An 18,401-nucleotide genomic window follows, 5' to 3' on the forward strand; every position below is an offset into this window, starting at 1 on the left:
CGTTCGATTTCGTCCTGCTCAACCAGGGTGGCGCGGGCAAACCAAAAGCCGACAACACGCGTATTCAGTAGGGTCGGATCATGACTGATCGCGAGTTCGACATTGTTGTCTTCGGAGCCACCAGTTTCGTCGGCGCACTGACGGCCGAGTACCTGGCCGAACATGCGCCCGCCGGAACCAAGATCGCCCTGGCCGGCCGCAGCGAGCACAAACTCTCACAGATGCGGTTCGACCTGCCTGAGCCCGCCAACGCCTGGCCGCTGATCATCGCCGACGTCGACTCACCGGCGTCGCTCGATGCGATGACCGCTCGCACCCGGGTGTTGTGCACCACCGTCGGCCCCTACCTGAAGTACGGCGAGACGGTCCTGGCGTCGACCGTCAACAACGGCACCGACTACGTCGACCTCACCGGCGAGGTACCTTTTGTTCGGATGTCGATCGACAAGTTCGGTGATCAAGCGAAATCCAACGGCGCACGGATCCTTCATTCCTGCGGATTCGACTGCGTCCCTTCAGATCTCGGCACCTACCTCTTGTACAAAAAGGTCGGTACCGACGGCGAGGGCACGCTGGGCGACACCACGATGATCGTGCGCAGCTTCCGGGGCGGGATCAGCGGCGGGACGATCGATTCGTTTCGGGTGATCGCAAAAGAGGCCGCGAACCCGAACACCCGACGCACCCTGCTCGATCCACATGCCCTGTCCACCGGGCCAGGCGAATACGCCGGAATCAAACGCAGCGCCGAGCCCAGCGATTTCGCCCTGGTCAACGCCTCGAAGGTTGATCCGGGCCTCAAGGGCACGCTGGCCCCTTTCTTCATGGCCAGCGTCAACACCCGGGTCGTGCGCCGAACGAATGCACTGCTGGACAATGCTTATGGCGACAAGTTCCACTACGGCGAGGCCGTGTACGTCGGCAGCACCCCGATCGTCTCGACCGCGGTTTCCGCTGCGGTTGCCGCCGGGACCACGGCATTCCTCGGTGCGATGTCGGTCGGCCCGATCCGCAAGGTGCTGGATCGCGTGCTCCCCAAGCCCGGCGAGGGTCCCAGCAAAAAGGTCAGGGAGGCAGGTCATTTCACGACGGAGACCTACACGACCACCACCACCGGTAAGCGTTATCGGTCCCGGATCGTCGGCAAGGGTGACCCGGGATACAAGGCCACGGCGGTGATGTTGTCGGAGTGTGCGCTGTCGCTGGCGTTGAATCGCGACGAATTGCCGCCGCGCTCGGGCATCTTGACCCCCGCCGCCGCGATCGGCGATGTCCTCATCGAACGGCTGCGTGCCGCCGGCTTCAAACTCGAAGCCGAGCAGCTCACCTAGCCCCCACCTCCGCAAACGAGCCGGTAGTACAAAGACGAGCCACATATTTGTGGCTCGTCTTCGTACTACCGGCTCGTTTGGGGGTGGAAGGAGATCAGACCACCGGCCGCCGCCGACTCACCGATGGAACGAAGGCCGTCCGCGACAACCGCAATACCGCGGCGACCGCCCGGTCGCCCCTCACATCGAACAGTTCGTTGAACTGCGTTGCCAGGGTGGATAACTCGGCACTCTTCTTCGGCGAGATCGCGCCACATTCCGGCGACCCGTCGGCATAGAGAAAGGCCGGCGTGATCGGATGGACGGCCAAGCCCAGCGCCTGCGCGCGGATCCAGAGTTCCTGCATCGTCACCCCACCGCGCACGTACGCGTCGGCACTTCGCCCGTCGACCGTCACCACGGCAAGCGCAGAGGCGGTCATGATCCGCCCCTGTGCATCTGCGCCCAGTGCGGAACCGGCACCCCAGGCATCGAGGTGCGCCATCACGTCGGGACGCCGCAGCAGTGCCAGCAACGGAGCCTGCTGCGGCATGAGTGCCATGTCGCCGACCTCGATCCCGGTGTCGGAGGAGGCTTCTGACGCAGCAACGATCTCTGCCATCATCTCGGACTGCAGGTCCGGATCCAGATACCGCAGACGTTCGGCCGCACCGGCGATCACGCCGAATGCGGCGAGTGTCTCCTGATCCGTGATCAGGCGGGTCTGCGCCCCTTCGGGCAGTTGCTTCAACAGCGCTTCGACGACGTCGTCGCCCAGCTCGCTGCGATCACCGAATCCCCGATTTGTCCGGCGATCGAGCATCGCCTGCAGAGGCGCGGCGCCATCGGCGTCCACGACGCCATCGAACTCGAATCGAACCTGTAGTTGCGCACCCGACCCGGTGATCGCCGTCTTTCCGGCCACCCCTACGGCCGAAGCCGCGACCGTCATGTTGTGCAGCACCGCGCCCAGTGCCACCGCCGATGCCCGTCCACCGACATCCATCCTCGACGACAAGGGGTTCGATCGCGCCGTCACCCCGGTGTCGTCCGCATCAAATCGCCAGGGTTGTGCGTTGCCGAGTGAGGGCGCCCGAGATCCGGCGTACACCAACGCATCTCGAGCATCGAGCGCCGCGAACTCGGCATGCACATCGACGTCGATCCGGGGCGCGGGCGCCGCAGCCAGGGCCGGTTCGGCCAGACCATCGAGGATGGAATCGAGGTCGACCCGGATGCGACCGGACGGTAGCGGTTCTCCCCGGACGATGCGCCGAACAGCTGCGGCGACGGTCGCACCACCGAGTGCGACATCCCCACCGAGTTGCGGCCACGCAGACAGGGTTCGGCCCATTTCGAACACCGAAGCCGCCATTCGCGAAGTCAGTCGGTCGCCGTCAAGAATCTGAAGTGCAAACGGTACTTTCTCCGCCGCCGACAACCCCGACAATGATGCCGCATTGAAATCGCCGAGCAAACCGTGGAACAACGGCCGATCGGGTTCCAGATCAAATCGTTCGACGTCGAGAACACCGCCGTCACTTGTTTCCATGATCACCGGAATCCCCAGTGCCCGCGCCCTATCCCGGACCAATACTTTGGCGTCGAATGAGTCGCATTCTTCGATTACGATATCGAGGCCTGCCAAGAACTCATCGATGGTCGATTCCTGAACACCCTGTTGATGTACCTGGACATCGAGATAAGGATCGATCTCGGCTATGCGCCTGGCCGCGACCACAGCCTTGTTGAGGCCGATGTCAAAGACCGAACCCGGCACACGATTCAAATTCGACAATTCGATGTCGTCGAAATCTGTGAGCCGCAACTGGCCGCACAGGCCTTCGAGTGCCAAGGTATGTGCGACTGCATGTCCGACGCTCAGCCCGACGACACCGACTCTCAACACACCGGCCCGGTCCTGCTCAGCGCTGGTCAACTTGTTGCGATTCCGATCCAGCCGTAGTCGTCGAAATCCGGCGGGGCCGAGCAGTCGAATTGCCTTCTTTCGCCAGGGATAGTAGATCCAGCGCGCCGGCTCATCGAGAATCTGATTGCCCAGCGGCGGGATCAATTCACCTGCTGCCGACAACTGGTTGGCCACCGAATCAAGGAAGTCAATTCCTGATGTGGCGCGCAGTTCCTCGAGCCGGCTGTGCCCCTCCGGATTGCCGTCCTCGAAAACCTCAACGGTGGCCATGGATTCTTTAGCCTGATCGTTCACTACACCATCCTGTTTATAATCTCAACGCGAGGCCGAGATTGAAGCCTGTTCTCTCGACGGTATACGGGAGGCTCACATCCCACATCCCATGGGCCCAAGCGACATTCGGACAACTGAATTGGACATTCGATCAGAAGACTGTCCAAGCCCGAGCGCAAGACAAACCAAATGGGATGAATTCGGCGAGGGAGATTGACACACAGTGACATAACGGCCACAAACAAGCAACAATAAGCAAGGGGCAACAAAACGCTGAGAAATATTTGCTACCTGCAAGACCATCAACGATCCCACACCAACTATCCACGATAGTGAGATAGCAATAGCGCGCACAAGTGTGCAGGCCAGGAGACGCAATGACCACCGCATTCGCCCACGATCGTCGGACCGCACAGATCAGCACCGGAGCACGTGATTTCACCGCTCAGGTGATCGACGAACAGACCGGGACGACACTGATCGTCGGCACGCCACACTCAGTTCCGGACGTATGGATCGAGTATCTCGACGGTGCTCGCGAAAGCTACGCCAAGTACGGCGCGGAGATGGCCCTCGAGTACGACGACGTCGTCCGCGGCAATTGCACAACTCTGTTCTACGCCGCCCTCGATCGCTCGGGAACGGTCATCGGAGGCGTGCGCGCCAAGGGGCCGTACGTCAACGCCCACCAGTCCCACGCACTGCTCGAATGGGCCGGTCAGCCAGGTCTCGAGATGGTCATCGACGCGATCGATTCGCGTCTGGAGGATGGTGTTGTCGAGATGAAGACGGCCTGGGCCGCCGACGGACCCGCCGCCGCGACCGTTGCCGGGATGCTTGCCCGGGTCGCCCTTCCCACAATGACCCTGACCGGCGCTCGCTACATCATGGCCACGGCTGCGGACCACGTGCTGCGTCGCTGGGAATCCTCGGGCGGCCGGGTCGCCGAAGACATCCCCGCCTCGCCGTACCCCGATGCCCGCTACCAGACCAGCCTCATGTGGTGGGACCGTGACCGGATCGCGATCGATGCCAAGCCGAGGGTGCTCGCCCACATGGTGCAGGACACTTCGATCCTCGCGGCCGGTGCCACTCAGAACGTCTGGTCGTCGACAAATGGCGTCGCGGCCTGAGACCGGGCGTCAGCGGCCCGCCGCCTGCGGACCAGGTCGAGATTCCCCACGCGGCGTTCGTCCGCGACAAACTCGATCTGAGGCTCGCTTGGAGGACCAGGAACCCAGACAATCGGCGCACATGTGCGCGAGATCACTTTATTGCGCCCGGCGTCTTTGGCTGCATACATGCACCGATCCGCCTGCCTGGTGAGGAAGTCGATCACGTCGTCGATGTTGGGGCGACCGGTCGTCGATCGGATCAGCGGTGCGTAGATTGCGCCGATACTGATCGTCACGCCGCATTCGGCGTGGATTCGGTGACGGATCTGTTCGGCGAGTTCGATGAGTTCTGCCGGGCTTGCCGACTCTGCCATCACCACGAATTCCTCGCCGCCGAACCGGCTGACCATCGACCGGCTGGGCACGGTCTTCTCGATGACGGCTGCCGCCGACACGAGCACGGAATCCCCCGCAGCATGGCCATGGCTGTCGTTGACGATCTTGAAGTTGTCGAAGTCCATCATCATGAACCCGATCGATTGACGGGTTCTGACGATGCGCTCGAGGAGATCACTGTTTCGGTTCAACAATCCGCGACGGTTGAGCACCCCGGTCAGCGGGTCGGTATCGCCCAGCTTTGCGACCTTGAGGAGCACCGAACCCAATGACTGCCGGAGCGCGGCAACCATGAACACCGGCACGAAAACGGTGGTGACCGCGGCGCCGGTTGCGACGATGAGTGCCACCCCAGAGGTGGCGTTGATGGATGACAGTGCCACCGCCAGCACCATTGCGAGCAGTGTGAACGAGACCGTCACACGCCGCGACGAACCCATGGCAGCGATCGCCGGGATGGCGGCCAACAGTGCCACAATCGCTCGGGCAGCAGCCGGGTCCGTCACCAGATAGGCCGACCAGGCGACACCCAGCATTCCGCCGAATCCGAGTATTGCGAATTGGGTGTCGGACAACCGGCCGATATAAAGCGTGACAGCGAATGTGAATGTGCTGAAAAGCCAGACCAGGACGAGGTATTTCATACCGCCGTCGATAATGAATTCCGGCTGTATGAACGCGAACAAAGGCAACGCGAAGGCGCCCGCCGTACTTATCAGTACCGCAGTCGATCGTGCGTCGAAACGCTCCGACACTTTGTTATCCACAGCGATCAGCTATCCGAATCCCCAGCACGGTGGCGACGCCGCCGGGCAGGTGCGCGAGACCCTGACCAGACGGGCGACGATGGTGAAACCTTCGAGGCGTGAAAATCCACTCAACGCCGGTTCCCGATTGGGAACAACCACACCCAGTCTAGACACGGGTTGGACATCCGGCCATCGGAGGTCGAAATCTGCTCGGGGCGGTAGTCTCAACGATTGAACGAGCGCGAGGTGTGCATTTGTAGGGATGCCGCTGCGCTGGACTGATCATCGGGAGTTGTGCATGTCAGCGTCAACCCCGCCACTGGAGCCATCGGTGGCAACCCGCGATGCCATTCGCGCCCTCATCTCAGATGTCGAATTCCCGTCCCTCGGAGTCGTCCTTGTTTCCATGGACCCGACCTGCCTGCTCGCGGCTGCGTTGGGCTGGCGCTTGGCCAGCAAACTCCGGCCCGCTGTGTCCGCCGAACTGAGCGCGATGTTCGGCGGCCATCCGGCTGTCTGGGAGGGACCGTACGACCACCTGATCCTGGTGTTCTTCAATGCCGACAAGGTCGATACCGAGACCGTCGAACGTCGACTCGCCGAGCGCATGTCACGTCAGGTGATGGTCGAGGGACAAGCTGTCTTCGTTCCGACCTGCCTCGGCATCGCGATTGCCTCCGAGGTGCCAACCGCGCGCGACGCCCCGGATCTGGTCCAAGCGGCAAGTGCTGCCGTCCACCATGCCATCCGCACCTCGTCGACGTCCTTCCGCGCAACGTCACAGTCCGTGGAATTGCTCAAGCATGAAGTGGCGGCGACCACCGAGTTGGCGAAGTCGATCGGCAGCGACTTCACCCTGCACTACCAACCGATCGTCGACCTGGCATCAAGGAAGCGTGTCGGGTTCGAGTCCCTGCTGAGATGGCGGGTGGGTGATGAGCTCCGACTCCCCGCCGACTTCCTCGACGCGGCAGAGGCCACGTCGTTGATCGTCCCGATCGGCCGCTGGGGCGTGAGCGTCGCACTCGAACAGTTGGCGCAGTGGCAGCGGGAATCAGGCGACACGGCTCTGTTCATGTCGGTGAACTTCTCGGCTCGCCAGCTTGTCGACCGCAGGCTGGTGCAGCATGTCGCCGATGCGATTGCGGCGACGGGTGTTCCGGCCAAGTCGGTGTGGGTAGAGGTGACCGAACGTAACCTGATCGAGGTCGGGTCCCCTGCGGCACAAACACTTCTGGAACTCGACGCGCTCGGGTGCACTGTCTGCGTCGACGACCTCGGGACCGGTTTCGCGGCACTGCGATACATGGTGGAACAGCCGGTGCAGGTGGTGAAGATCGACCGCTCCCTCGTTTCCAAGGTGGGTATCGTCGAACCGTTGCGCAGCTTGGTCGGAGCGGTGTGCACGTTGTCGGCATCCCTCGGCATCCTCACTGTCGCCGAAGGTGTTGAGAGCGAAGACGAGGTACGCAAACTCCGCGAGCTCGGTTTCACCCATGCGCAAGGATTCCTGTTCGGCAAACCTGCAGCCGCAGGCGACATCCGGTTGTAACCGCCCGAGCCGTACCATCGGCGTTGACATGAGCGCCTTCGAAACCGGCCCGGTGCCGATCACCCACCCGACTGCCCTGACCCGGCGCCGTTTTCTGATCGCAAGTCCGGCGGCGGCAGCGCTGCTGATCTCCGCATGTTCGTCGTCCGATGCCGGAACACCGACCAGCGGCGACGACGACGACCTCAGCGTTCCGTCAACGTATGTTCTCTCGGATACCGACGCCGACCTGACCGGTTCGGACGACGCGACCGCGGCCCTGCAGTCGATTCTCGACACCACGCCGGCAGGCTGCGAGATCGTGATCCCCGGCGGGGCGGTGCTCCGATGTACCGCAGGCCTCGAACTTCCTGGTGGAAAACACCTTTCCGGCCCGGGCGAGCTGAAGTTCACCGATGGGATCGCACAGGCATCGGGACTGACCGTGACCGGGTCCGGATCCCGGATCCACCGACTGCGCATGACAAATCCCGGCCTGCTCGGGGCTCGATCGCAGACCGGCGAAAACCCGTTCGCCATCACGATCAAGGCCAACAACGTCGAGGTCTCCGAGTGCTTCATCGAGTCGTTCCAGAGCGGGATCGGCGTGGACCCCTACGGCGAGTGGTACTACACCCGAATCCTGAACAACCGCATCAAAGACGTACTTGGCGCCGGTGACGGTCCGGACGATCTCGAGTCGACGCTGGGTGAGGACCGGGGCGACGGAATCGTCACATGGGGTGCCGCCGCGACCATCATCGGCAACGAGGTCGACTGCCGGGCCGGATCCGATGCACGTATCGGAATCCACTGCGAGGCATTGAAAGACCGGGAGCAAGAGTCCGGACCGATGCCGAACTCGATCTATACGGTCGCGAACAACACCGTTCGGGGTCAGTTCCGCCGGGGCATCGTCGTCGAGGACATCACACAGGCCACGATCATCAACAACACTGTCGCCGACAGCACCTGGTGGGGTGTGGCGGTGATCCGCAGCAGCGAGGTCACCGTCGCCGACAACACAATTGAGGTCACCCGCGCCGACTCCGACCGACAGGGCGAGTCCTACGCGCCTCACCGGGCTGCGGTGATGTTGTACGGATCGACCACAATGACTGCGGTGGAGCGCAACTCGATCACCGTGTCCGGTCACGCCGATTCGTACATCGCCATGTTCGGCGTCGACAACGTCGATGACCAGCCACGCAATTGTCACGCCACCGACAACACGGGCAACACGACCGCGGAGGGTGTCACCACCGTCGGTGGCAGCGTCACCCTTGGGGTGTCATGCCGATTCGAACGCAACACACTGACCGATTTTCAGGCCGACGGGATCACGTTCTGGCATACCACCGGTCCGGCAGCACGCCAGAATACGCTCTCCCGCAACGGAGACCGTTCCCATGCCGGCATCCAGTTCGAGAACAGCAACGACGAGTCGGCCGACACCATCACGGACGGAAACAGCATTTCGGGATTTGCCGACGGCATCCTCGATACGAACGCCACCACCGGACGGATCGAGCACCGCGGTAACCGTATCTCCCGATGCACCAACGGGATCAACCTGTTCGACCGCTCCGAGTCGACGGGATCGTTGGACGCCAACGAGTTCGTCGATGTCACGGTCCCAACCGTCAACGTCCCGGAAGGTGTCTCGGTCTCCTAGCCATCGACGGCCTTCACCGGCTCGGCTTCTGTCACAGGCTCGCCTTCTGCCGCAGGTTCGGAGGCCCCGGAGAGGACCGCCGGGGCGATGCTCTTCGGTGATTCGCTGTTGCTCTTCGGCTTTCGACGCCCACGGCCGACCGCCGGGATGAGAACCGAGCCGATCACCTTGGCTCGCACCTTCGCCAGCTGGTCAAGTGCATCCGTGAACTCCCCCGCCCGGGTCCGACCGCCGACACAGACGATGAGAGTTCCTTCGGCGCCGACCGCCAGGACCGACGCGATGTCACCTTCCAGGACCGGCGGGCCCTCGATGACCACGTGCTCGAACGACTTCTTGAGTTCGTCGAACATCTCCGTGGCGCGTGGGGACTTCAGCAACTCCGGTCCCGCACCGCTGCGTGGGCCGGTGCCGAGCACCAGGGGCCCGGGCACCAACTTTCCGAAGATCTTGTCATCGAGCGGATGGGAACCACCCAGCACTGAGCTGACCCCGGGCTCGGACACCTCCTCGCCGACATCAGACAGATCAGCTCTGACGAGTACCACAGAGCGCCCCGTTTTCGACAGTGCTGCAGCAAGATTCGATGCGACCACCGATTGCTCCGGCGACTTCGTCGGGCTCGTGACCAGAATGCTGGAGATCGGGTTGTCCCCTGTCGCATAGGCGACGTTGGTCGACAAGACGTCGAAGGACTGCGCTGCAGCAGTGCCCCGCACTGGCAGGTACGGGAAACCGTCGACCGACTCCAAGCCCTTCGACGAGATCTCGGCGAGCACCGGCGGTGCACCCGGCACCATTGCCACGTCCACAGCGCTCCGCAGGCGATTGTCGAGTACGGCCCGCGTGATCACGACCGCTGTTGCGACCACGATTCCGAAGATCAACGACCAGAACACATTCGCGATCAGATTGGGCGACACCTGCTCGCCGGTCTGGGCCGGGGTGACGATCCGCATTTGTGCCGGCTCGGATTTGCCCTGCTTGTCCGCGGTGGACATGAACCCGGCGAGCGACACCGCGACGCCATTGGCGAGCCTTTGAGCCAGGCCGGCATCGGTATCGCGCACCGCAACCTCGAGCAGCGTGGTTTCCGGTACGGCCAGTGCGGTGATCTCCTTGATCGCGTCGGCGACCGGCATGACGATCTGGGCGTCACGCAAGGCCGCGGTCACGATCTCGGTGGACGTGGCCAGTTCTGAATAGGTGGCGACGAGCCCCTGCAAGCCCTCGGGGGATTCACGTTCACCGCTCTGGTTCGCCACCGAACTGACATACAGGGTGGCGGTGGACTCGTACTCGGATTTCTGTGTGAGCGTGTATCCCACCCCCGCCAGTACCACCACAACCGTGATCGCCACGATCAGAATCCAACCGTTGCGGAGTGCGTTCGCACATAGCCTCAGCCAGTTGGCATCTCGTCGATCCGGTGTCCGGGATGTCATGTCTTTTGCTCCATGGTGGATTCGTGGTGTTCGATCGTCGAGTTGTCATGAGAAGCCGGTGAGCCTCGTGCGACCAGGCAGACCAGCAACACCAATGGCAATATCGGAACCTGATGCCGGAGCGCTGAACCGAAGTCGGGTTCGAATATCGCCTGCACCGTGACGAAGGCGAGCACGAATGCCATCGACCTTCTCACCAACACGTTGATATCCGTCGAGGCTCCCTGCAAAACCCTCCCGACTCGGCTCAGCGACACGAAGAAGTATGCCCAGATGCCCGCGATCAGTATTGCGAGTCCGGCGTAGTAGGCCCCGCCGAGCAGCACCATCGGGATGGGTACGAACAGGAACGCAAAACTCGCGATCGCGTTGACGATGCCTCCGAGCGGATCGGCGATATCGGTGAACGAACCGATGGCGGTCATCGAATCCGGCCCCGCGCCGCGAGTGCTGTTCACCATCTCGCGATAGTGATCGACAGGCAGCCCGAGAAGGACGGCAAATGCCACCGCCAGCGCAACCAGCGACGCGACTCCCATTGCGACGCTGGAGATCACACGTATTCGGCGCCAATTCACGATCCGTAACGCCACGTATACAACCGCGATGATGACCCAATACTGTCGGAAGACCTGCGCATAGACCAGCATCGCGGCAACCAGAACCGCGTCGAAGACAACGCTGCTCGGCACCAGGAGCACCAGGGCCGTGAACGGCAGAACGGTCAGTTCCTTGGAGTAGTACCCGATGTACACCGCTGCCAAGACAATTATCAGGCCGGCCAGAACGGCTTCCGGAAGCCCGCCGGGATATCCCCTGGTGCGCACCAGACACACCAGCACCACAGCCGTTGCCGCCGCCAGCCCCAACAGGGAGGCCGCGGTCGCATGCGGACCAAGTCCCATGAAGTCGTACACCCGTGCGGTATTCGTGTACGAGGCATCTTCCCTGATGACGATCCGGCCGGTGGCGAGCTGCGCGATCACGTCGCCGTCGTAGGAGAACTTGGGTGGAAGAATGACCGTCCGGTGCATGACAACGAAGACGCCGAACACAAAGGCGTAAGCAGTCGCCAGTGCCATGAACACATGGCGGTACCGCTGGTATCTGAAGCCGATACCTACCAGACCGGTTGTCGTAAACATGATTTCGCGAACGGATCCTACTCTTGACACCTACGCCCAGGGGTTTCATCTCGCGCTCCCCCGGGCACGATCGAACGGGCACGCGCCGAGTCGCGGCGCTTCTTTTCAAGACAATAGCTCAGATGTGCCCTTCCTGCGCATTGTGATTGCTCTCATTCTTCAATAGATCAATTACGTAGTATGGTCACTCCGGAATCTTCCAGCGGCGATTGAAGCGATAATGAAACTACTGATGACCGGCCATTTGGGATACCTCGGAACCGAGATGTCATCAATGCTGACCCAGTGCGGCCATGAGGTCTTCGGGCTGGACAACGACTACTTCGAAACCGGGAATTTCCTTGGGGCGCCTGACATTCGGCCGGTGGTGGCGAAGGATCTGCGGGACGTTACTCCGGATGATCTCGAAGGATTCGACGCGGTAATTCATTTAGCAGCCCTATCTAATGACCCTTTGTCAGACCTCAATCCAATTCTGACCTACACGATCAATTTAGATTCTTCCGTGCATTTAGCTAAGGCCGCGAAAACCGCCGGGGTGTCAAGATTCCTTTTCTCTTCTTCCTGCAGCCTCTACGGCAAGGGCGGTGACAACGAGGTCGACGAGAACGCGGAGTTCAATCCCGTCACGCCCTACGGCGAATCCAAGATCCGGGTTGAGCAGGCGTTGATGGAACTTGCCGACGCCAACTTCTCCCCGGTCTATCTGCGCAACGCAACGGCATACGGACTCTCGCGACGCCTGCGGTGCGACATCGTGGTCAACAACCTCGTCGCTCACGCGGTGACCAGCGGCAAGGTCGTGATGGAAAGTGACGGCACACCACACCGCCCGCTTGTCCACGTACTCGATATCGCCCACGCCTTCGCCTGTGTCCTCGACGCACCTCGCGAGGCAATTCACAACGAGGCCTTCAACGTCGGTCGAGTCGGCGAAAACTACCAGGTCAGGGATATCGCAAATCTTGTCGCCCGCGTGGTCCCCGATTGCGTCGTGAGTCTCGGCGAAGGTGCCGCACCAGACATTCGTGACTACAAGGTCGACTTCTCGAAAATCGAACGGAACCTGCCCGGCTACGCCCCGCAATGGACGGTGCCGCGCGGCATCGAAGAGTTGTACAACGCGTATTCGGGTGCGATGACAGACGAACTCTTCAACGGACCCAGGTACTTCCGGCTACGGACCATCAAACAATTGCTCGACGCAGGCGCGTTGGACATCGACCTACGCAGCGTTGTGACGATATGAGTGGGACCGACCACGAAGTAGGCCGCGCATTGCACGACTTCTCCGAGCGCATCCCGGTCGCCGGTCCGTGGGTCACCGAATTGGAGGCCAAGTTCGTCGCGGACGCGGCACTGCACGACTGGTACGGAAACGCCGGCCAGTCCGTCGGGTTGTTCGAAACGGAGTTCGCGGCCCACCTCGGTGCACGCCACGCGCTGGCAGTCCCACATGCGACCTCGGCACTTCACCTGGCGATGGTTGCACTCGATCTCGGTCCCGGCGATGAGGTGATCGTTCCCGAGACCACCTTTGTGGCAACCGCGGCCCCGATCACCTACACCGGCGCAACCCCGGTATTCGCCGACATCGACGCCGACACCTGGTGCATGTCAGCCGATTCGTTGAGAGCACGCCTGAGCCCGCGGACCAAGGCCATCGTCACCGTCGACCTGTACGGGGACGTCCCGGACATGTCGGCGATTCGCGAGCTCGCGGGCGACATCCCTGTCATCGAAGACGCCGCACAGGCGATCGGCGCGAGGCATCACGGCATTCCGGCCGGGATGCTCGGCGACATGGGTGTGTTCAGTTTCCACGGAACCAAGACACTGACCTCGGGCGAGGGCGGCATCGTGGTCACCGACCGAACCGACCTGCACGAGAGGATGGCCCAGCTCCGCAATCTGGGACGGCGGCCCGGCGCGCACGCACAACTGGTATCCGACATCCCGGGATTCAAGTACCAGATGAGCAGCTTGCAGGCTGCTTTCGGCCGAGCCCAATTGCAGCGCGTCGACGAACTGGTTGCGAAGAAACGGCAGCTGTTCGGTTGGTACCGCGACAGACTCGCCGACCTCGACGGCGTCCAACTCAACGCGCAGAGCGCAGGCAGCGTCAACACATACTGGATGACAAACATCGTCGTGGACAAGGCGTTTGGCACCTCGACCCGGCAGATGATGGCGTACTTCGACGACAACGGTGTCGATACGCGCCCCTTCTTCCCGCCGCTCAGCTCGTTGCAGGCGTTTTCGAACTACCCGGACCAGGTCCGCACCGCACGTGCCACCAACTCGGTGGCCTACGACATCGCACAACGCTCGATCAACCTGCCCTCGGCTCTGATGCTGGAAGAACAGCACGTCGACCGGGTCGTGGGGTTGCTGCGGAGTTTTTTGCACACAGAAAAGGACAACCGATGAAGGCTGTCATCTTTGCCGGTGGTCGCGGGACCCGCATCAGCGAGGAATCGCAGACCCGACCCAAGCCCATGGTCGAGATCGCCGGCCAGCCGATCTTGTGGCACATCATGAAAATCTATGGCGCAGCCGACATCACCGAGTTCGTGGTGCTACTCGGCTATAAGGGCTACATGATCAAGGAGTACTTCGCGAACTACTTCTTGCACACCTCTGATGTGACCATCGACCTGGCGACCGACACGATCACCACGCTGCAGTCGAAGGCAGAGCCGTGGAAGGTCACCCTCCTCGACACCGGCCTGGACACCCAGACCGGCGGCCGGCTGCTGCGGGCGAGAGAACACATCGGCGACGAGACGTTCTCCTTCACCTATGGCGACGGGGTCGCCGATCTCGATGTCCGCAAGGTCGTCGATTTCCACAAGAACAACAACACGATCGCCACGGTGACCGCCGTGCAGCCTCCCGGCCGCTACGGAACCCTGGAGATCGGAGACCGTGGCGCAACCACTTTCAGCGAAAAACCCCTTGGCAGCAGCGGCTGGGTCAACGGTGGGTTCTTCGTGGCCGAACCAGAGATCCTCGACTACATCGAGGACGGGGACCCGACGATCTTCGAACGCAAGCCGATGGAACGCCTCTCCGCCGACGGCCAGTTGTCGTCGTACCGGCACGATGGCTTCTGGCTCGGCATGGACACCATGTGGGACAAGATCAACCTCAATCAGATGTGGGATTCGGGCAACGCTCCCTGGAAGATCTGGTCGTGATGAACACCGGGGCACTGTGATGAGTTCTCTACGGGTGCTGCATGTGATCAGCGAGATGGGTGTTGGCGGAGCCGAATCCGTGGTCGCCGAGTTGGTCGCAGGCGGCGATCAGGTGGGATGGGAATCCGCTGTTGCCTCCGGTGGTGGTCAACGTGCCGACCTGTTGGCCGACGCAGGCGTGCCGCAATTCTTCGTCGAACCGCCCCGGCGCTCGCTTGGCGGCCTGGTGAAGGCGAGAAACCATGCTGCCAAGGCGATTTCCGATTATCAACCGGATGCGATAATCGCCCACAATGTGTCGGCAAGCGCACTGACCCGGCTGGCTCAGCGCCAGGTTCCGGTGCTCTCGATCTTTCACGGTGTCGCCGACGACGACTACCACCGTTCGGCCCGGATCCTGGCTGCGACCGCGGACCACATCGTCACCGTGTCCGAGGCGATCGCCACCAGGCTTCAGTCCGTTGCCGGCAGGCGAAAGTTGCCGCTCAGCGTGATCCGCAACGCCATCACCGACATGCCCCGCCCGGACCGTGCGCTCTGCCGCACAGAACTAGGCATCCCGGCCGACAGACCGGTGGCGCTGTGCCTGGCGAGGATGGAACCGCAGAAGCGGCACGACGTTCTCCTCGACGCCTGGGCCGAACTGTCCGGCGAAGAGTTGCTGATACTCGCCTCGGACGGGTCACTGCGGCCCGAACTCGAATCCCAGGCCCAGCGCCTGGAACTGGGCGATCGAGTGCGCTTTTTCGGCAGCGGTGTGCGGTCGGATGTCCCCAAGCTCCTTGCAGCGTGCGACATCTCGGTGCTGACCAGCGACTGGGAGGGACTGCCGATCTCCATCCTGGAGTCGCTGTCGGCCGGCAGGCCGGTGGTGGCCACCGATGTCGACGGACTCCGCGAGATCCTGGGCACCGGCGGCGGGCGACTCGTCTGTGCCCAGGATGTCGACGCGATCGCCGATGCGTTCCGGGAACTGTTGCACGACGAATCGGCCCGCGCGCTCGAAGCCGATCTCGGAATGGAGACCATACGGAGCAGGTACAACCCCGGCCTGATGATGGAGAGCTACGATGCGCTGCTACGCCATCTCGTCCACGGGTAGTCCTCCGCCAATTCATCCGAATCCATCGGCAGGACAACGCCAATGAAGATCATGCATGTGTCACAGCCGGTGGATGCCGGCGTTGCAGCGGTTGTCTCGGCCCTGCTTGCCGACCAGATGTCCCGCGGTTGGTCGCCGATGTTGGCCTGCCCACCCATCGGCCCGCTCCCCGAACGCGCCGCGCAACTGGGTGTGCCCGTTCATCCCTGGCCTGCGACCCGCTCACCCGGGCCATCGATTGCCGCCGAGACCAGGCGCCTGCACGCTGTGTTCCGCGCCGCCGAACCTGATGTGGTCCACCTGCACAGTTCCAAGGCAGGACTGGCAGGCAGGCTCGCTCTGCGAGGTAGTGTGCCGACGATCTTCCAGCCACACCTGTGGTCGTTCCAGGCAGTGGACTCCCCCGTCACCCGGTTGGCGCGCGGCTGGGAGCGACTCGGTGCACGGTGGGCTCATCGCCTGTTGTGTGTCAGCGACGACGAACACCGCATCGGTATATCGGCGGGAATCGACGGGAACTACGCCGTCATCGCCAATGGTGTTGACACCGAGGTGGTTCGGCCGGCATCGGATATCGAGTCCCTTCGCGCGACGCTCGAGCTGTCCGGCGGACCGCTGGCGGTCTGCGTGGGTCGTCTGGCCCGGCAGAAGGGTCAGGACATGTTGTTGGAGGCATGGCAGGATGTGGTCCCGACTCACCCGACCGCCATGCTGGTGATGGTCGGCGACGGTCCGCTGGCACAACAACTACGAGAGAGCGTCCACGGCAGGCATCCGTCGGTGCGATGGATGGGTAGCCGCGACAACCCGACTGCGTACATGTCGGTCGCCGACGTTGTGGTGGTTCCGTCCCGGGTAGAGGGTATGGCGTTGGTTCCCATGGAGGCGATGGCGGCCGGCACCGCCGTCGTCGCCTTTGACTGCGGCGGAATGAAACAATCTGTGGGTGGGGCCGGAACCGTACTCCCGATCGGCGACATCAACGGCCTCGGGGCCGAGATCCGCAAGCGTTTCGACAATCCCGACCTGACCAGATCCGAAGGTCTGGCCGGACGGGCACGGATCGAGCGATGGTTCGACCACCGGCAATCATCACGTGCGGTGGCAGAGCTGGCACAATCACTCGTTTCCGGGCAGAAAGTCGAGGGACGATGAGCACCACCGACATCTCGGTGAGCACCACCATGGTCCAACTCGGTTCGGGAACCCTTCGACGCACCGACACCACGTTGGTCATGTTGGACCTTGTTGCGATCACCGCCTTCATGACACTGTGGTCGAATTCGTTCAAGGTCACACTTGTCGCCGCACTCATCGTCACCCTGTTCATCGAGTTCACCGGCGGTTACGCTCGGGCGATCACGCTCTCTGCGCTCGACGATTTCCCGAGACTGACCGTCACGGTGTCCATCGCAGTCCTGACCGGCCTGGTCATCTTTGATCACGAGTCCACAACGCTGTGGGCCTTGTTCACCGCCGGATTCCTGACGGTCGTCTTGTTTTCCATCCGGCTCATCTATTACTGGATGCGGCGCAGTCGTCGGCGCAGGCGACCGAGTGCACGAAGCCGCACCGCCATCGTGGGCAGCGGAACGGTCGCCTCGGTACTCGTGGAGAGTATGACCCGACAGCCAGAACTCGGGCTCGAGCCGGTGGTGGTCATCGACGCCGAACCCATGTTCGACACCGACCGGTTCCAGATCCCGGTCATCTCCGATGTCCCGCTCGCCGAGCTCGTCAGGCGCGAGCAAATCGGCACGATCATCGTGTCGTTCCGGAATCGTCCCGATTCCTCACTCGTCGCAGACCTGCGCGCATGTGACGAAATGGACTGCGAGATCTACATCGTTCCAAGGCTTTTCGAGTTCCTGCACCTGACCCCGGGGATGGACCGGATCCACACGATCCCGATCGTCAGGGCACGGCGCAACGCCCAGCGGGCGTTCTATTGGTATTGCAAACGGTTACTCGACCTGTGCCTGACGGTGCCCGCACTCATCTTCCTGTCGCCGATACTCGCGGTCACCGCTTGCGGCGTCTACCTCTCCGACAGGTCGGCACCTGTCATCTTCCGCCAGGAGCGCGTCGGCAGGCACGGAAAGACGTTCACCCTCTTGAAGTTCCGGTCGATGAGGCCGGTCTCCACCCATACCTCGGATACCGACTGGACGCCCGGCCAGAACGAGCGCATGGGCAGGTTGGGCCGCTTTCTCCGGCAGACGTCACTTGATGAGTTACCCCAGTTGTGGAATGTGGTCCGAGGGGACATGTCGCTGGTCGGCCCCCGTCCCGAGCGCCCACATTTCGTGGCACAGTTCAGCGATTCGGTGTACTCGTACACCGACAGGCACCGGGTCACCGTCGGACTCACCGGGTGGGCTGCAATCAATGGGCTCCGCGGGGACACCAACATCAACGACCGGGCTCTCTACGACAACTTCTACATCGAGAACTGGTCGGTCTGGCTCGACATCAAGATCATCATCCTGACTGTTCGTGCGGTGTTGCATCGGACGGGTTCGTAGCGGCC

General features: G+C 62.4%; 14 protein-coding genes. 10 read left to right on the forward strand and 4 right to left on the reverse strand.

The features are described from left to right. The first annotated feature begins 80 nt into the window (after window positions 1-80). Window positions 81-1,331: a saccharopine dehydrogenase family protein gene (locus AC1TQG_RS04045; protein WP_482135644.1), complete on the forward strand. Its 1,251-nt coding sequence runs from the start codon at window positions 81-83 to the stop codon at window positions 1,329-1,331. Between the two features lie 94 nt (window positions 1,332-1,425). On the opposite strand, the gene AC1TQG_RS04050 is transcribed toward AC1TQG_RS04045, so the two are convergent. Next, window positions 1,426-3,534 (reverse strand): Rv1355c family protein, encoded by a 2,109-nt coding sequence (locus AC1TQG_RS04050; protein WP_482135645.1) that lies wholly within the window; start codon window positions 3,532-3,534, stop codon window positions 1,426-1,428. A 356-nt stretch (window positions 3,535-3,890) separates the two neighbouring features. Here AC1TQG_RS04050 and AC1TQG_RS04055 point away from each other — a divergent pair, with 356 nt between their 5' ends. After that, the gene (locus tag AC1TQG_RS04055) at window positions 3,891-4,646 is read left to right on the forward strand and encodes a hypothetical protein (protein WP_482135646.1); all 756 of its coding nucleotides are present in this window, start codon (window positions 3,891-3,893) and stop codon (window positions 4,644-4,646) included. On the opposite strand, the gene AC1TQG_RS04060 is transcribed toward AC1TQG_RS04055, so the two are convergent. Further along, window positions 4,607-5,668, reverse strand: a complete 1,062-nt coding sequence (locus AC1TQG_RS04060; protein WP_482135647.1) for a GGDEF domain-containing protein — start codon at window positions 5,666-5,668, stop codon at window positions 4,607-4,609. The two genes, AC1TQG_RS04055 and AC1TQG_RS04060, sit on opposite strands and share 40 nt — an antisense overlap. A 403-nt stretch (window positions 5,669-6,071) precedes the next feature. On the opposite strand from AC1TQG_RS04060, the gene AC1TQG_RS04065 reads away from it, so the two are divergent. Continuing rightward, window positions 6,072-7,325, forward strand: a complete 1,254-nt coding sequence (locus tag AC1TQG_RS04065; protein WP_482135648.1) for an EAL domain-containing protein — start codon at window positions 6,072-6,074, stop codon at window positions 7,323-7,325. Between the two features lie 28 nt (window positions 7,326-7,353). Next, window positions 7,354-8,979, forward strand: a complete 1,626-nt coding sequence (locus AC1TQG_RS04070; protein WP_482135649.1) for a NosD domain-containing protein — start codon at window positions 7,354-7,356, stop codon at window positions 8,977-8,979. On the opposite strand, the gene AC1TQG_RS04075 is transcribed toward AC1TQG_RS04070, so the two are convergent. Continuing rightward, complete coding sequence (locus AC1TQG_RS04075) at window positions 8,976-10,424, reverse strand: tyrosine-protein kinase domain-containing protein (protein WP_482135650.1); 1,449 nt, start codon at window positions 10,422-10,424, stop codon at window positions 8,976-8,978. The genes AC1TQG_RS04070 and AC1TQG_RS04075 overlap by 4 nt on opposite strands. Next, window positions 10,421-11,569 carry a hypothetical protein gene (locus AC1TQG_RS04080; RefSeq protein WP_482135651.1) on the reverse strand — a complete coding sequence of 383 codons (1,149 nt, stop codon included), beginning with the start codon at window positions 11,567-11,569 and terminating at the stop codon, window positions 10,421-10,423. Before AC1TQG_RS04080 ends, AC1TQG_RS04075 begins: the two co-directional genes overlap by 4 nt. 220 nt (window positions 11,570-11,789) lie before the next feature. Here AC1TQG_RS04080 and AC1TQG_RS04085 point away from each other — a divergent pair, with 220 nt between their 5' ends. The 6 genes from AC1TQG_RS04085 to AC1TQG_RS04110 are packed head-to-tail and all read left to right on the forward strand — an operon-like array spanning window position 11,790 to window position 18,396. Then, window positions 11,790-12,818 carry an NAD-dependent epimerase/dehydratase family protein gene (locus AC1TQG_RS04085; protein ID WP_482135652.1) on the forward strand — a complete coding sequence of 343 codons (1,029 nt, stop codon included), beginning with the start codon at window positions 11,790-11,792 and terminating at the stop codon, window positions 12,816-12,818. Then, window positions 12,815-13,999 (forward strand): DegT/DnrJ/EryC1/StrS family aminotransferase, encoded by a 1,185-nt coding sequence (locus AC1TQG_RS04090; protein WP_482135653.1) that lies wholly within the window; start codon window positions 12,815-12,817, stop codon window positions 13,997-13,999. The genes AC1TQG_RS04085 and AC1TQG_RS04090 overlap by 4 nt, the downstream gene beginning before the upstream one ends. Beyond that, the gene (rfbF, locus tag AC1TQG_RS04095) at window positions 13,996-14,769 is read left to right on the forward strand and encodes a glucose-1-phosphate cytidylyltransferase (protein WP_482135654.1); all 774 of its coding nucleotides are present in this window, start codon (window positions 13,996-13,998) and stop codon (window positions 14,767-14,769) included. The genes AC1TQG_RS04090 and rfbF overlap by 4 nt, the downstream gene beginning before the upstream one ends. Before the next feature lie 19 nt (window positions 14,770-14,788). Beyond that, on the forward strand, window positions 14,789-15,871 hold the full coding sequence (locus AC1TQG_RS04100; protein ID WP_482135655.1) for a glycosyltransferase: 1,083 nt from the start codon (window positions 14,789-14,791) through the stop codon (window positions 15,869-15,871). Between the two features lie 42 nt (window positions 15,872-15,913). Next, window positions 15,914-17,026 (forward strand): glycosyltransferase, encoded by a 1,113-nt coding sequence (locus tag AC1TQG_RS04105; protein ID WP_482135656.1) that lies wholly within the window; start codon window positions 15,914-15,916, stop codon window positions 17,024-17,026. Beyond that, window positions 17,023-18,396: a sugar transferase gene (locus AC1TQG_RS04110; protein WP_482135657.1), complete on the forward strand. Its 1,374-nt coding sequence runs from the start codon at window positions 17,023-17,025 to the stop codon at window positions 18,394-18,396. The genes AC1TQG_RS04105 and AC1TQG_RS04110 overlap by 4 nt, the downstream gene beginning before the upstream one ends. Window positions 18,397-18,401: the final 5 nt, after the last annotated feature.

The organism is Williamsia sp. Y844 (genome assembly GCF_056786475.1).